Here is a 13499-nt window from a genome sequence, read left to right on the forward strand (position 1 = left end):
ACCCACACCCATTGAGATCGAGCCGGCGACGACGCCGGCCGGAGAACGGAGAACACCCGACATGAACACCCGATCCCTTCTGATCCGCGGAGCCGCTGGACTGGCCGGAGGCGTCCTCCTGCTCGGAGTCGCCGGAACGGCGTTCGCCGCCGAGGTCAACTACGGCAACGACGACGTCGACATCAACGTCGAGATCGCCGACCTCCCCGGGACCGGCGCCCTCTCGATGACCGTCGCCGCGGACTCGACGACGCTGACCGAGACCGGCTCGGACAACGTCCGCCGCCAGTTCACCGGCACCCTGCCCACCGTCACGGTCACCGACACCCGTGACGCCGCGGACGTCTCCCCCGACTCCGCGTGGTACGTCATCGGCACGGCGAGCGACTTCACGTCGGCCGACGGCTCGACCATCGGCGCCGAGAACCTCGGCTGGACCCCGGACCTGGTCGACGGTGGAGACCTCGGCGAGGTCGCCGCGGGCGATGAGGTCGGCACCGCCATCGACGGCGGCGCCAACGGCGTCGGCCTGAAGGGCAAGGAGCTGCTCGCGATCGTCGCCAGCAACTCCCAGCAGGTCAACCCCGAGGGCTCCTGGAGCGCCGACGCCGACCTCTTCCTCCGCACCCCCGTGAACGTGGACGCCGGCGCGTACTCGTCCACCATCACCCTGTCGCTCTTCGAGTGACCCGTCGCGGCCGGGGGACGCACTCCCTCGGCCGCGATCCCACCACGGCCGACGCGGCCGGGCCCGCCCGCCCGGCCGCGTCGTGCTTCCCCCGTGCGACCATGAGGTTCTGATGACTGCTCCGCGCCGCTCCGCCGCTCCCCGCCGCCCGCTCCTCCCCGCGCTGCTCGCGCTGATCGTCGCCCTCCTCGGCGCGGGAGTCGCTCCGGCGGCCGTCGCGGCCGACGGAGCGATCACCTGGGCGGTCAGCCCCTCCACCGACGGCGTCCCCGACAAGCGCGCGTGGGTCGAGCTCGAGCTCGCCCCCGGCGCGAGCGCCTCGGACGAGGCGGTCGTGCGGAACCTCAGCGACCAGCCCGTGACCTTCAGCATCACCAGCGCCGACGGCTACTTCACCGACACCGGCCGCTTCAACATGCTCAACTCGGACCAGGAGTCGGTCGACGCCGGGCTGTGGATCTCCGCCCCCGAGACCGTGACCGTCGATCCGGGCAGCAGCGGCGTGGTGCCGTTCACCGTGACGGTCCCCGACAACGCCACCCCCGGCGACCACGCCGCCGGCATCGCCGCCTCCGTGCTCTCGCAGGGCACCGAGGCGGGAGGCGCGAATGTCGGAGTGGAGAGCCGCATCGGCTTCCGCGTGATGACCCGCGTGACCGGCGAGGTGACCCCCTCCTTCTCCGTCGAGGACCTGGCCAGCGACTACCGCCTCTCCTGGAACCCGTTCCAGCCCGGCTCCCTCTCGCTCGTCGCCGACGTGGTGAACACTGGCAACGTGCGCCTGCTGCTCGACGGCACGGCGAGCGCCCAGGGCGCCACCGCCCCCGTCGTCGCGGCCGACGCGCCCCAGCAGGAGCTGCTGCCCGGCGACCGGCGCAGCGTCTCGGTGCAGCTCGACGGCATCTGGCCCCTCTTCGGGGTCGGCGCCGACCTGACCATCGCACCGACCGTCGCCGCCGCCGATCAGGAGCCGGTCGCCACCGCTCCCGTGACGGAGTCGATCACGGTCGCCGCCGTGCCGGTCCCGCAGCTGCTCGTGATCCTCGGCGTCGCCCTCATCCTCGCGGCGCTGCTCGCCGGGCGCTCGCGCTCGCGCCGCCGCATCGCCGCCCTGGTGCAGCAGGCCAAGGAGGAGGGCCTGCGCGAGGGCGCGCGCGTCTCCTCCTGAGCACCCCCTCCGCACGCTCCCTCCCCCCTCCCTGCCGCCGAGGGGCCCCGGGCCGTCGGGGGGATCCGCTACACCGGGTTCCCCCGACGGTCCAGGGTTCGCTCACCGCGCGGCCATGCGTCAGAGTGAGCGGATGACCACCACCTCCCTGGAGGCGCCGACTCGGCGTCTCGGCCTCATCGCGCTCATCGCGACCCTCGGCGGCCTCCTCTTCGGCTACGACAGCGGCGTCATCAACGGCGCCCTCGAGCCGATGTCGGCCGAGCTGGGCCTCACCGCGCTGACCGAGGGGGTCGTCACCAGCTCGCTCCTCTTCGCCGCCGCGATCGGCGCGATCTCGGGCGGACGCCTCGCCGACGCCCTCGGGAGGCGGACCACGATCCGCCTCCTCGCCGTGCTCTTCCTCGTCGGCGCCCTGGTCTGCGTGGTGGCGCCAGGCTTCGGCGTGATGGTCCTCGGGCGGGCGGTCCTCGGACTGGCCGTCGGCGGCGCCTCGGTGGTCGTGCCGATCTACCTCTCCGAGATCTCCCCCTCCGAGATCCGCGGCTCCCTCGCCGGCCGCAACGAGCTGATGATCGTGATCGGCCAGCTCGCCGCCTTCGTGGCCAACGCCGTCATCGGCACCGTCTGGGGCGAGCTGCCCGGCGTCTGGCGGATCATGCTCGCCGTCGCCGCGCTCCCCGCCGCCGCCCTCCTGCTCGGCATGACCCGGGTCCCGGAGTCGCCGCGCTGGCTGATCGCGCACGGCCGCCGCGACGAGGCGCTCGACGTGCTCACGACCATCCGGACGCCCGACCTGGCCCATGCGGAGGCGGAGACCATCGCCCGCTCGATCGGCGCGAAGGACGGCCCGAGGATCCCCCTGCTGCAGGCGCTGCGCGAGCGCTGGGCGGTGCGCATCCTGCTGGTCGGCATCGGGATCGGAGTCGCCCAGCAGCTCACCGGCATCAACTCGATCATGTACTACGGCCAGTCGGTGCTGAAGGAGGCGGGCTTCGACCACGACGGCGCGCTCGTCGCCAACATCGCGCCCGGGGCGATCGCCGTGATCGGCGGCCTGATCGGGCTGCGGCTCATGCAGACGATGAACCGCCGCACGACCCTCCTGCTCGGCTACTCCCTGACCACCGCGATGCACTTCCTGATCGGCATCGCCTCCGTCGCGCTCCCCGTGGGGAACCCGGCGCGGCCGTACGTGATCCTGGTGCTGGTCGTCGCGTTCGTGGGGAGCATGCAGACGTTCCTCAACATCGTCACCTGGGTGATGCTGTCCGAGATCTTCCCGCTGCGGATCCGCGGCGTCGGCGTCGGCATCGCGATCTTCTGCCACTGGATCACGAACGCGGTGCTCGGCCTGTTCTTCCCCACCCTCGTCTCCGGCGTCGGCATCACCGGAACGTTCTTCCTGTTCGGGGCCGTCGGCCTGCTCGCGCTCGTCTTCATCTGGAAGCGCGTGCCCGAGACCCGCGGCCGCGCCCTCGAGGAGGTCGAGGCGGGCGTCGTCTCCGGCGAGCTCCTGCGCCGCTGACGCCCGCCCTCGGTCTCCGCCTACTGGTAGGTGACGAGGTCGGGGAGGGGGCGGACCTCGGCCATGGTCTCGGCGGGGGTGAGCATGGGCGCGTCCTCGTCGTAGAAGTTCTTCCAGCCCCAGCCGATGCCCTCGGGGGCGCCCTCGTGCAGCGCGTCCCAGGTCGCCTGCTTGTCGGGCTGCGAGCCCTGGCCGTCGACGTGGATGAGGAACTCCAGCTCGGGCCGGTCACGGCGGATGCTGTCGCGGTCCTGCAGCATCGACAGCCGGAACTGGTGCAGCACGAACATCTTCGGCGGCAGCCCCTCGCTCTGCACCAGGTCGGCCAGCCACTCCGACACGCTGTCGACCTCGGCGGCCGAGACGCGCCCGATCTGCTCCAGCGGCTTCTGGCCGGGCAGCAGGCGCCACTCCGGGTCGAGCGCGAGGCCGACGTTGGGCAGCGTCAGCAGGTCCGCGTACTGCTTGGCCTGGGTGAGGAAGTCGGTCAGCCCCGACTGCAGGTCGAGCACCACGTACATCCCCGCCGCCTGCGCCGCGTCGATGTAGGGGCGGATGTCGGCGGCGTCGAGCTCGTTGGAGTAGTCGCCGTCCTTGCCGGGGTCGCCCGCCGCGACCGTGGTGATGATCTCGAGGCTCGGCACGACCTGCTTGTCGGTGAGCGCCCGGTACGGCTCGGCCACCGCCTGCGCCCGCGCGATCGTGGGCTCGAGGCCCTGCTCCCCCAGCACGCCGAGGACGGGAGCGCCCGGAGTGCCGTAGATCGCGACGAAGAGGTGCCCGCCGAACATCCGCTGGCCGCCGCCCGGCAGCTGCCAGCCGCTCGCGGCCGCGCGCACGGCCCACTCGGGCTCGGGCTGGGCGGCGAGCACGGGGCCGAGCAGCAGCGTGCAGGAGGCGTCGGCCTCGGCGATGGCGGTCACGGCTCCGCCCGAGGCGAGCAGGTCGTCGCCGTCGACCACGGTGACGGGTACGCCGGCCGCGCGGGCGGTCGCCAGAGCGGCGACGTCGGCGTCCTGCGCGCGGGCGAGGGCGTGCAGGCCGGTCAGGGCGTCGGCCCGGGCCGGGAGGGCGCCGAAGGGAGCGTCGGAGGCGGTGGACGGCGCGGCGGCGGCGAGGTCGGCGAGCGCCAGGTCGGTCACGGTCAGGCCGGACGCGGTGCTGAGGGCGGCCGCGTCGGAGGCGGAGGCGACGACGTCGACGCCCTCGGGCGCGGTGACGTCGCCGATCGCGAGCACGCGGGTCACGCCGAGGCGGGCGAACTCGGCGGCGAGGGCGTCGGAGGTCGGAGCGGTGGAGGACGGAGCGACGGACGGGGTCGCGGAGTCGGACGGCGTCGCCGAGTCCGACGGCGTCGCGGAGTCGGACGGCGTCTCGGAAGCCGTGGATCCCGCGGCCGCGGCGTCCGCGGTCGGGGCGGCCGTCGCTCCGGATCCCGCCGAGCCGACCAGCAGCGGCACGCCCCAGGCGATGCTCACCTGGGCGGCGCGCAGGCGGGACTCGGCGACGTCCTCGACCAGGACGACCAGCGGAGCCGAGGCGAACAGGGCCGCGCTCGCGGCGAGCGCGTCCGGGGCGAGCGCCACCGGCCCGCTCGGAGCCGCGGTGCGGGTGCGGGGCGCCTCCTGCTGGGCGTCGTCCGGAGCGGAGGAGTCGGGCGTGCAGGCGCTGAGCAGCGGGAGCACCGCGAGACCGCCGATCACGACGCTGCGGCGCGAGAGCCCGGAGCGGGAGGGGACGGAACGGGGTGTCGAGGGCATGGCAGGCCTCTCCTCTCGGAGCCCGATCGGGGCTCTCTGGTGCGTGGCTGGTCCTCTCGACTATCGCAGGCTCGGCGGCGGTGAGCGCCGAGGGGGCCGTCCCGGGCGCGCCTCCGAGGCCGTCCGGACAGGCAGAAGGGGAGCGGCGCCGCAGCACCGCTCCCCTCCGAGTGGCTGGATCAGACCGTGCGGGGGGCCTTCGCGAGGTTGGCCTCGAGCTCCTCGCGGTTCTGCCGCACCACGTAGGCGGGTCGGTCGCGCTCGACGCGCCACGACTCGCTCAGCGGCGTGATCGCGACGGTGTCGAAGCCGATCCGGTCGTAGAGGTCGGTCACGAAGTGGATCGCCTCGGGGTAGTCGCTCGACGTCGCGAGGGCACGGCGGTCGGGCGTGCCGACCGGGGTGCCGTCGGTGGTGATGTCGGCGGCCATGATGTGGTTGAACGCCTTGACGACCTTCGACTCCGGGAGGTGCTGCTGGAGCATCTCGCTGGTCGTGGTCTCGCCCTTGTCGAGCGCCTCGATGCGGCCGTCGCGCTCGAAGTAGTAGTTGTTCGTGTCGAGGACGATCTTGCCGGCGAGCGGGGCGACCGGCACCTCCTCGAGGTTCTTCAGCGGCACCGTCACCACGGCGATCTCGGCGGCCTCGGCCGCCTCCTGTGCCGTGGCGGCGCGGGCCTTCGGGCCGAGCTCCGCGATGAGGTCGGCGAGGGTCTCGGGGCCGCGCGAGTTCGCGATGACCACCTCGTCCCCGAGGGCGATGACCGCCCGTGCGACCTGGCTGCCGATGTTGCCTGCTCCGATGATTCCGTACGTCGTCATGCTGAGGAGAACGCGGAGGGTGCCCAGGCATTCCGCTCTGCGGCGTTCTCCCACGCCGCACCCAGGTGGGCCCGTGCCTCCAGTAGCCTCGGTCCTCGGGCGCCGCTGCCCGAGAAGGAGTCCGTGATGCCGCAGTACGACCTCCCGCTCGGCCTCCTCGAGCAGTACGCCCCCGAGATCGCCGAGCCCGCCGGGTTCGCCGAGTTCTGGCGCGACACGATCGCCGAGGCGAGGGCCGTCGCGACCGAGCCGCGCCTCGAGCGGGTCGACGCCGGCTTCGGACTGCTCGACACCTTCGACGTCACCTACTCCGGCTTCGGCGGCCACCCGATCCGCGCGTGGCTGATCCTCCCCCGCGGCGTCGAGGGCCCCCTCCCCGGGCTCGTGACCTTCATCGGCTACGGAGGCGGCCGCGGGCAGCTCGCGGAGTGGACCGCGATGTCGGCCGCCGGCTACGCGCACCTGGTCATGGACACCCGCGGCCAGGGGTCCGGGCACCGCTCCGGAGCGACGCCCGACCCGGTGGGCAGCGGGCCGCACGTCTCCGGCTTCATGACGCAGGGCATCGAGTCGCCCGCGGAGCACTTCTACCGCCGCGTCTTCACCGACGCCGTCCGAGCGCTCGACGTGCTGCGCGCGCACCCCGCGGTCGACGCCTCCCGCGTGGCCGTCTCGGGCGGCAGCCAGGGAGGCGGGATCGCCCTGGCCGTCACGGGGATCCTGGGCCTGCTCGGCGAGTCGGAGTCGGCGCGCGCGGCGATCGTCGACGTGCCGTTCCTCTCCCACATCCCGCACGCCGTGCGGCTGGTCGACACGATGCCGTACGGCGAGATCGTGCAGTACCTGCACACCCACCGCGGCGCCGAGGCGCGCGTGTTCGACACTCTCTCGTACTTCGACGGCACCTCCTTCGCCCCCTACGCGCAGTCCCCCGCGCTGTTCTCGGTGGCGCTCCGCGACGACATCTGCCCGCCGTCCACCGTCTACGCCTCCTACAACCGCTACGCCGGACCCCGCGAGATCCGGGTCTACCCCTTCAACGGCCACGAGGGCGGCGAGGCGTTCCAGATCGGCGAGCACGTGCGCTTCCTGGGGCGCGAGCTGGCGTAGGAGGAGGAGCCGCCCGGTCGGCGGACGGGGGCGGTGCGCCCCGGCGCATCACCCGTTCCGACTCTCGATCATCGCGCTGCCGATGCGGTCCTCGAGGTCGGCCAGCTCGTCGAGGACGTCGCCGACCACCCAGACCCGCCGGGCGCCTCGACGGGCGTCGCATTGTGACGCCGTGCGTCGCGCTCGGTACCCGTTCGCTGCTCTTCTGGGCACTATCGACTCCATGACCCGCCAGATCCGCTTCAACGCCTTCGACATGAACTGCGTCGCCCATCAGTCCTCGGGCATGTGGCGCCACCCCCAGGACCAGTCCTGGCGCTACAAGGACCTCTCGTACTGGACCGACCTGGCGAAGCTGCTCGAGCGCGGCACGTTCGACGGCATCTTCATCGCCGACGTGCTCGGCACCTACGACGTCTACGGCGGCTCGAACGAGGCGGCGATCCGCCACGGCGCGCAGGTCCCCGTCAACGACCCGATCCTCCTCGTCTCGGCGATGGCCGCCGCGACCGAGCACCTCGGCTTCGGCATCACCGCGGGCACCGCCTACGAGCACCCGTACCCGTTCGCGCGGCGCATGTCGACGCTCGACCACCTGACGAAAGGCCGCGTGGGCTGGAACGTCGTCACCGGCTACCTCCCCAGCGCCGCCCGCAACATGGGCCACGAGGACCAGCTCGAGCACGACGACCGCTACGACGTCGCCGACGAGTACCTCGAGGTGCTCTACAAGCTGTGGGAGGGGTCGTGGGAGGACGACGCGGTCGTCCGCGACCGCGAGTCGGGCGTCTTCACCGACCCGGCGAAGGTGCACGAGATCGGGCACCGCGGCAAGAACTTCACCGTCCCCGGCATCCACCTCTCGGAGCCGTCGGTGCAGCGGACCCCCGTCATCTACCAGGCGGGAGCGTCACCGCGCGGCATCCGTTTCGCGGCGGGCAACGCGGAGGCGATCTTCGTCGCGTCCTCGACGAAGGCCGGCCTGAAGGCGACCGTCTCGCGCATCCGCGACGCCCTCGAGGCGGCCGGCCGCGACCGCTACTCCGCGAAGATCTACACGCTGCTGACGATCATCACCGCCGAGACCAGCGAGGCCGCGCACGAGAAGCACCGCGACTACCTCTCCTACGGGAGCGAGGAGGGGGCGCTGGTCTTCATGTCGGGCTGGATGGGCATCGACCTGTCGCAGTACGACCTCGACGAGCCGATCGGCAACGTGAAGAGCAACGCGATCCAGTCGGCCGTCGCCAACTTCCAGGAGGCGAACGAGGACGGCTCGGAGTGGAAGGTCCGCGACATCGCCAAGCTCAGCGTTATCGGCGGGCTCGGCCCGTTCGTCGTCGGCTCGCCCGCGGAGGTCGCCGACCACCTCCAGGAGTGGGTCGAGGAGACCGACGTGGACGGGTTCAACCTCGCCTACGCGATCACGCCCGGCACCTTCGAGGACGTGGTGGAGTTCATCGTGCCGGAGCTGCGCCGCCGCGGTGCGTACCCGGAGGAGTACGTCGAGGGGAGCCTCCGCCAGAAGCTGCACGGCCGCGGCGACCGGCTGCCGGAGGAGCACCTCGGCGCCGGCTTCCGCTACGCGCCGGCGGCGGTCTGACGACAGGGGGCGCCGGGCGGCCGGCGGGGGCGGGGGTCTCGATACGCCGCTCCGCGGCCGCGCCGGACGCACGAGCACCCCGCCGCGATGCGCGACGGGGTGCTACGGACGTGCGGAGGGGCTCAGCCCTCGAAGGTGGCGTCGAGCGTGATGTCGACTCCGGTGAGCGCCTTGCTGACGGGGCAGGTCTCCTTGGCCTCGTCGGCGGCCTTGAGGAAGGCGGCCTCGTCGATGCCGGAGACCTCGCCGCTCACGACGAGCTTGATGCCGGTGAGCTTGAATCCGCCGGCCGAGTCCGGGCCGAGCGAGACGTCGGCGCGGACGTCGAGCGCCTCGACGGTGCCGCCGGCCTGGCCGAGGACGGCCGAGAACTGCATCGCGTAGCAGGCGGAGTGGGCGGCCGCGAGGAGCTCCTCGGGGCTGGTCGAGCCGTTGGCGTCGTCGGCGGCGCGCTTGGGGAACGAGACGTCGTAGGTGCCGATCTTCGAGCTCGAGAGCTCGACCTGGCCCTCGCCGGTCTCGAGCGAGCCGTTCCAGGCGGTGCGTGCGGTACGAGTGGGCATGAGTCCTCCTTGGGGGGCGGGGAGAACCGAAGAACGATCGTTCTCCCCTGATGCGCCGAGCCTAGGTGGAACGCGCGGCGTCCTGCAACCACCGGCCTCGGACCCTCGGCGAGATGCCAGTCCGGTGCGCCTCCGTCGGCGTGTCGCGCACGGGAGCGGCCTCGCGGAGGAGAGGACGGGGCCTCGGTTCAGTGCACGAGCTTCAGGCCGACAACGCAGCCGACGATCCCGAGGACCAGCAGCGTGCGCACGAGCGAGAAGCCCTCGCCGCCGAAGAACATGCCGTAGAGGACGGTCAGCGAAGCGCCGATCCCGACCCAGACCGCGTACGCGGTGCCGGTGGGCAGCTCGCGCATCGCGTAGGCGAGGCCGGCCATGCTCGCGACGACGCCGACTCCGAAGACGACCGACGGGCCGAGCCGGGTGAACCCCTCCGACTTGCCGAGGGCGGTGGCCCACACGGCCTCGAGGACACCGGAGAGGATGAGGACGATCCAGGACATGACAGCTCCTACGAGTCAGTCTTGTCGCGTTCCGGGTACTGCTCCCTCGTCCGGTCGCCGTCATCGGCTCCGGACAGTCTGCCCGTGCGCGCTGGGCAGGCCCTGGGCAGCGCGCGGCGGGAGCGGAGCCGCCGCGACCGCGACTCCGCCCGCCGCCGTCAGCGCGGCTGAGCCGGGTTCGTCGGCACTCCGTGCGAGGGCGGGTTGATCGGCGGACCGGACGTCGCCGGCGAGACCGGCGATCCGGACGACGAGCGGGACACCTCGGGCAGCGACTCCGGCACGCTGCCTGCCGGCTCCGCTCCCCCGCGCAGCTGCTCGAGACGCGAGTGCAGGATCGTCGTCACCGGCAGGCGGTGCCCGTGCGCCTCCTCGTAGGCGAGCAGCACGCCGAGGCCGGCCTCGTCGAGCGGGCGGATGCGCTCCGCGAGCGTGCCGAGCGGGATGTCGTTCCAGTCGGGGAGCGGCAGCTCCTCGCGGGAGGGTGTGTCGGTCATTCGTACTCCTTCCGTTCCCTCCATCCCACGCCTCGGACGGCCGTCCGCCCAGGGGCTTGACCGGTCGCGGGGAGAGCGCGGCGGTCGGGAGGGACGGTCCGGCGGAGCGGCGGCCCCGCCGGGACCGTCAGCGGATCAGGCGGTGCGGCGGGACGAACGACGGGTCGCCAGGTGCACGAGGACTCCGACCACGAGGAGGATCCCCGCGTAGAGCCAGACGATCGGGTCCTGCTGGCTGAGGAGCAGCACGCACGAGGCGACGCCGAGCACGGGGATCGCCGTCCACACGCGGAAGTGGTCGTGCTCGACCTTGTCGCGCCGCAGCACGAGCACCGAGACGTTCGTGCTGATGAACACCAGCAGGAGGAGCAGCACCACGGTCTCGGCGAGGGTCGCCAGATCGCCGACCAGAGTCAGGAGGCACGCCGCCAGCGTGGTCACCGCGATGGCCACCCACGGCGTCCGGCGCTTCGGCAGCACGTGGCCGAGCACGTCCGGGAGGAGGCCGTCCTTCGCCATGCCGTAGGTGACGCGGCTCGCCATGATCATGGTCAGCAGCGCTCCGTTGGCGACCGCGACGAGCGCGATCAGGCTGAACAGCCATGCCGGCACCCCGGCTCCGCTCGCCGTCACGACGTCGAGCAGCGGGGCGGAGGATCCGGACAGCTCGTCGGCGGGCAGCGCGATCGAGCTCGCGAGGCCGACCAGGACGTACACCGCGCCGGCCGTCAGCAGCGAGCCGAACAGCGCGCGCGGGTAGACGCGGCTGGGGTCGCGGATCTCCTCGGCGATGTTGGCCGAGGTCTCGAAGCCGACGAAGGAGTAGTACGCGATGATCGCCGCGCCGAGCACCGCCAGCGCCGGCGCCTGCTCGGAGCTGAGCTCGACCGTGCGGGAGAGGTCGCCGCCTCCGCCCGCCACGAGCAGCGCGACGCATCCGATCACGATCAGCAGGCCGCCGACCTCGATCACGGTCATCACCGTGTTGCTGAGCAGCGACTCCGCGACGCCCCGCGCGTTGAGGCACGCGACGAGGATCAGGAAGACGATGGCCGTCGGCACGGTCGGCACGTCGAGGAAGGTGCCGAGGTAGTCGCCGGCGAACGCGAGCGACAGACCGGCCGCGCTGGTCACTCCGGCCGCGAGCATGGCGAAGCCGACCAGGAACGAGACGATCGGGCGCTTGAACGCCCGCTGCGCGAACACCGCCGCGCCTCCCGCCTTCGGGTACTTGGTCACCAGCTCGGCGTAGGAGCCGGCGGTCAGCAGCGCGAGACCGAGCGCGAGCAGGAGGGGCATCCAGACGGCACCGCCGACCTCCGCCGAGAGCGTGCCCATGAGGGCGTAGATGCCCGCGCCGAGGACGTCGCCGAGGATGAAGAAGTAGAGCAGCGGGCCGGTGATGCGGCGGCGCAGGGAGGTGCCGCCGGCCTCTCCGGTCGCGGGGGCGTCGCTCGTGGTGGCCATGTCGTCCTCTCGTCGCGCGCTCGGGAGCGAGCACGACGGGCCACGCTAGGGAGGAGGGGGCCGGGAGGTCGAGAAGGTTGACCGGGCGGGGTCGAGGGCGCTACACGCGCGGGACGGGGCGTCTGCGGAGCGGGCGCCTGCGGGCCGGGCGCGACTTGCGGGCCCGGCGCCTTCCGCGGGCCGGGCGCGTTCCCCGATCGGGCACGGCATGCCGCGCCCCGCGCCGGCCGTCAGCCGAGGACGACGTGCTCCCCGCCGCGCTGCTCGGCGATCTCCTCGCCGACCTCCTCCGCCTCCTGGCGCGACTCGTGGTGGCTCAGCGGGACGCGGGCGTGGGCGATGCGGTTGTGCCAGCCCTGCTCGTCGGAGTAGGTCTCGATGGGGAGGACGGTCGTGGTGCTCATGGTGCTCCTTCGTGGTGGTCCCTCCATGGCACCTCGCGCCCCCCGCCGCTCGGGAGAGGGTTGACGCGAGCCCGTGTCTCGAGCAGGACGGAGGCGTCTCGGCAGCACACCAGCGAGCGGCGGCGCCGCGACGAGTCAGGGCGAGACCATGCCGCCGTTCACGTTGAGGGTCTCGCCGGCGACGAAGCTCGACTCGGCGGACGCGAGGAACACGTAGGCCGGGGCCTGCTCGGCGGGCTGGGCGGCACGGCCCATCGGCGACTCGCTGGAGCCGAAGTCGGGCAGGCTCTCGGGGTCGACGCCGCCGCTCACCTGCAAGGCGGTCCACGTCGGGCCGGGCGCCACGACGTTCACGCGGATGCCCTTCGCGGCGAGCTGCTGCGCAAGGCCCTTCGAGAGGTTGTTGATCGCGCCCTTCGTCATCGCGTAGTCGAGGCGGTCGGGGGCGGGCTTGTGCGCCTCCGCCGACGCCGTGTTGATGATCGTGGCGCCCGCGGGCAGGTGCGGGAGGGCCGCGCGGATGATCCGGAACGGAGCGAAGACGTTGACCGCGAAGGTCGCCTCGAACTGCTCGTCGGTGATGTCGAGCAGGTCCTCCTTCCAGATCTGCTTCCCGGCCACGTTGACCACCGCGTCGAGCCCGCCGAGGCCCTCGACCGCCTCCGCCACGAGCCGCGTGCAGTACTCGGCACTCGTGAGATCGCCGGGGATCGGCACGGCGGTGCGCCCCTCCGCGCGGATCAGCCCGATCACGTGCTGCGCGTCCTCCTCCTCGCTCGGGAGGTAGGCGAGGGCGACGTCGGCCCCCTCGCGGGCGAAGGCGATGGCCACGGCGGCGCCGATCCCGGAGTCGGCTCCCGTGATGAGCGCGCGGCGACCCGCGAGCCGACCGGTGCCGCGGTAGCTCTCCTCGCCGAGGTCCGGCACCGGGGTCATCCGCGACTGCAGCCCGGGCTCGGGCTGCTGCTGGACCGGCGGAGTCACATCCTGGTACCGGGTGGCGGGGTTCGTGAACGTGTACTGGTCGGGCATGGCTCCTCCGTCCGCGGCACCCGGATCGGGCCGCTCCCCTCCATCCCAGGCGAGCCGCGCCTCCGGGGCCACCCCGTGCACGGGCGGGCGGCGCTGTGGTAGCCGGCGCCGCGCCTGCTCGGAGGACCGGCACGGCGGCCCGGACGTGCCGGTGCCCCCCTCCGCGGCTGAACACCGGACGACAGTGGGCTCCCCCACGCGCCGACGCCGCCGAGGATCGCGAAGGTGGGCCGCCAGCCGAACGCGTGCCCGAGCGCCGTGCCCAGGGGGACGCCGAGGACGAAGGCCGCGGATCCGCCGCCACGGCCGTGGTCGTCGCCGCCGTGGTCTGGAACATCGCGTTCGGCGGCATCCC

The 13499-nt window shown here is 72.9% G+C and carries 14 protein-coding genes and 1 riboswitch; of the genes, 5 read left to right on the top strand and 9 right to left on the bottom strand.

Annotated elements, in window-relative coordinates:
• Positions 1–61: 61 nt before the first annotated feature.
• The 3 genes from C5C36_RS03760 to C5C36_RS03770 all read left to right on the top strand — a co-directional run bounded on the left by C5C36_RS03760 (position 62) and on the right by C5C36_RS03770 (position 3384).
• Positions 62–688, top strand: coding sequence for a hypothetical protein (locus C5C36_RS03760; RefSeq protein ID WP_104227017.1), 627 nt, complete (start codon positions 62–64; stop codon positions 686–688).
• 112 nt (positions 689–800) lie between these two features.
• Complete coding sequence (locus tag C5C36_RS03765; RefSeq protein ID WP_104222384.1) at positions 801–1856, top strand: WxL protein peptidoglycan domain-containing protein; 1056 nt, start codon at positions 801–803, stop codon at positions 1854–1856.
• A gap of 133 nt (positions 1857–1989) precedes the next feature.
• Positions 1990–3384, top strand: a complete 1395-nt coding sequence (locus C5C36_RS03770) for a sugar porter family MFS transporter (protein WP_258072182.1) — start codon at positions 1990–1992, stop codon at positions 3382–3384.
• Between the two features lie 20 nt (positions 3385–3404).
• Here the strand turns inward: C5C36_RS03770 and C5C36_RS03775 are convergent, their stop codons facing one another.
• Together C5C36_RS03775 and C5C36_RS03780 are read right to left on the bottom strand one after the other, a co-directional pair.
• Positions 3405–5144, bottom strand: coding sequence for a hypothetical protein (locus tag C5C36_RS03775; RefSeq protein ID WP_104309288.1), 1740 nt, complete (start codon positions 5142–5144; stop codon positions 3405–3407).
• A gap of 179 nt (positions 5145–5323) precedes the next feature.
• Positions 5324–5965, bottom strand: a complete 642-nt coding sequence (locus tag C5C36_RS03780; protein WP_104222381.1) for an NADPH-dependent F420 reductase — start codon at positions 5963–5965, stop codon at positions 5324–5326.
• Between the two features lie 126 nt (positions 5966–6091).
• Here C5C36_RS03780 and C5C36_RS03785 point away from each other — a divergent pair, with 126 nt between their 5' ends.
• Complete coding sequence (locus C5C36_RS03785; protein ID WP_104309289.1) at positions 6092–7075, top strand: acetylxylan esterase; 984 nt, start codon at positions 6092–6094, stop codon at positions 7073–7075.
• Between the two features lie 48 nt (positions 7076–7123).
• Here C5C36_RS03785 and C5C36_RS17460 read toward each other — a convergent pair whose 3' ends face one another.
• Complete coding sequence (locus tag C5C36_RS17460; RefSeq protein WP_181127427.1) at positions 7124–7288, bottom strand: hypothetical protein; 165 nt, start codon at positions 7286–7288, stop codon at positions 7124–7126.
• A 10-nt stretch (positions 7289–7298) separates the two neighbouring features.
• Between C5C36_RS17460 and C5C36_RS03790 the strand changes: the two genes are divergently transcribed.
• Positions 7299–8678, top strand: a complete 1380-nt coding sequence (locus tag C5C36_RS03790) for an LLM class flavin-dependent oxidoreductase (RefSeq protein WP_104247810.1) — start codon at positions 7299–7301, stop codon at positions 8676–8678.
• A 122-nt stretch (positions 8679–8800) separates the two neighbouring features.
• Here C5C36_RS03790 and C5C36_RS03795 read toward each other — a convergent pair whose 3' ends face one another.
• The 6 genes from C5C36_RS03795 to C5C36_RS03820 form a co-directional block, all read right to left on the bottom strand.
• Positions 8801–9241, bottom strand: a complete 441-nt coding sequence (locus C5C36_RS03795; RefSeq protein ID WP_104247811.1) for an OsmC family peroxiredoxin — start codon at positions 9239–9241, stop codon at positions 8801–8803.
• Positions 9242–9429: 188 nt separating this feature from the next.
• Entirely contained in the window at positions 9430–9744 is a 315-nt protein-coding gene (locus C5C36_RS03800; RefSeq protein ID WP_104222377.1) for a multidrug efflux SMR transporter, read from the bottom strand.
• Positions 9745–9753: 9 nt separating this feature from the next.
• Positions 9754–9817, bottom strand: a riboswitch (guanidine-III (ykkC-III) riboswitch).
• An 85-nt stretch (positions 9818–9902) separates the two neighbouring features.
• Positions 9903–10241, bottom strand: a complete 339-nt coding sequence (locus C5C36_RS03805; protein WP_104255587.1) for a hypothetical protein — start codon at positions 10239–10241, stop codon at positions 9903–9905.
• Between the two features lie 135 nt (positions 10242–10376).
• Positions 10377–11708, bottom strand: coding sequence for an APC family permease (locus C5C36_RS03810; protein WP_104309290.1), 1332 nt, complete (start codon positions 11706–11708; stop codon positions 10377–10379).
• 230 nt (positions 11709–11938) lie between these two features.
• Complete coding sequence (locus C5C36_RS03815) at positions 11939–12112, bottom strand: DUF2188 domain-containing protein (protein WP_159940661.1); 174 nt, start codon at positions 12110–12112, stop codon at positions 11939–11941.
• Between the two features lie 135 nt (positions 12113–12247).
• Positions 12248–13144 (bottom strand): SDR family oxidoreductase, encoded by an 897-nt coding sequence (locus tag C5C36_RS03820; protein ID WP_104309291.1) that lies wholly within the window; start codon positions 13142–13144, stop codon positions 12248–12250.
• Positions 13145–13499 lie beyond the last annotated feature (355 nt).

The organism is Rathayibacter sp. AY1G1 (genome assembly GCF_002932095.1).
Classification (GTDB): Bacteria; Actinomycetota; Actinomycetes; order Actinomycetales; family Microbacteriaceae; genus Rathayibacter.

Coding starts and splice junctions, on each gene's coding strand:
- C5C36_RS03760 (WP_104227017.1), top strand. CDS start 62: ATGAACACCCGATCCCTTCTGATCCGCGGAGCCGCTGGACTGGCCGGA.
- C5C36_RS03765 (WP_104222384.1), top strand. CDS start 801: ATGACTGCTCCGCGCCGCTCCGCCGCTCCCCGCCGCCCGCTCCTCCCC.
- C5C36_RS03770 (WP_258072182.1), top strand. CDS start 1,990: ATGACCACCACCTCCCTGGAGGCGCCGACTCGGCGTCTCGGCCTCATC.
- C5C36_RS03775 (WP_104309288.1), bottom strand. CDS start 5,144: ATGCCCTCGACACCCCGTTCCGTCCCCTCCCGCTCCGGGCTCTCGCGC.
- C5C36_RS03780 (WP_104222381.1), bottom strand. CDS start 5,965: ATGACGACGTACGGAATCATCGGAGCAGGCAACATCGGCAGCCAGGTC.
- C5C36_RS03785 (WP_104309289.1), top strand. CDS start 6,092: ATGCCGCAGTACGACCTCCCGCTCGGCCTCCTCGAGCAGTACGCCCCC.
- C5C36_RS03790 (WP_104247810.1), top strand. CDS start 7,299: ATGACCCGCCAGATCCGCTTCAACGCCTTCGACATGAACTGCGTCGCC.
- C5C36_RS03795 (WP_104247811.1), bottom strand. CDS start 9,241: ATGCCCACTCGTACCGCACGCACCGCCTGGAACGGCTCGCTCGAGACC.
- C5C36_RS03800 (WP_104222377.1), bottom strand. CDS start 9,744: ATGTCCTGGATCGTCCTCATCCTCTCCGGTGTCCTCGAGGCCGTGTGG.
- C5C36_RS03805 (WP_104255587.1), bottom strand. CDS start 10,241: ATGACCGACACACCCTCCCGCGAGGAGCTGCCGCTCCCCGACTGGAAC.
- C5C36_RS03810 (WP_104309290.1), bottom strand. CDS start 11,708: ATGGCCACCACGAGCGACGCCCCCGCGACCGGAGAGGCCGGCGGCACC.
- C5C36_RS03815 (WP_159940661.1), bottom strand. CDS start 12,112: ATGAGCACCACGACCGTCCTCCCCATCGAGACCTACTCCGACGAGCAG.
- C5C36_RS03820 (WP_104309291.1), bottom strand. CDS start 13,144: ATGCCCGACCAGTACACGTTCACGAACCCCGCCACCCGGTACCAGGAT.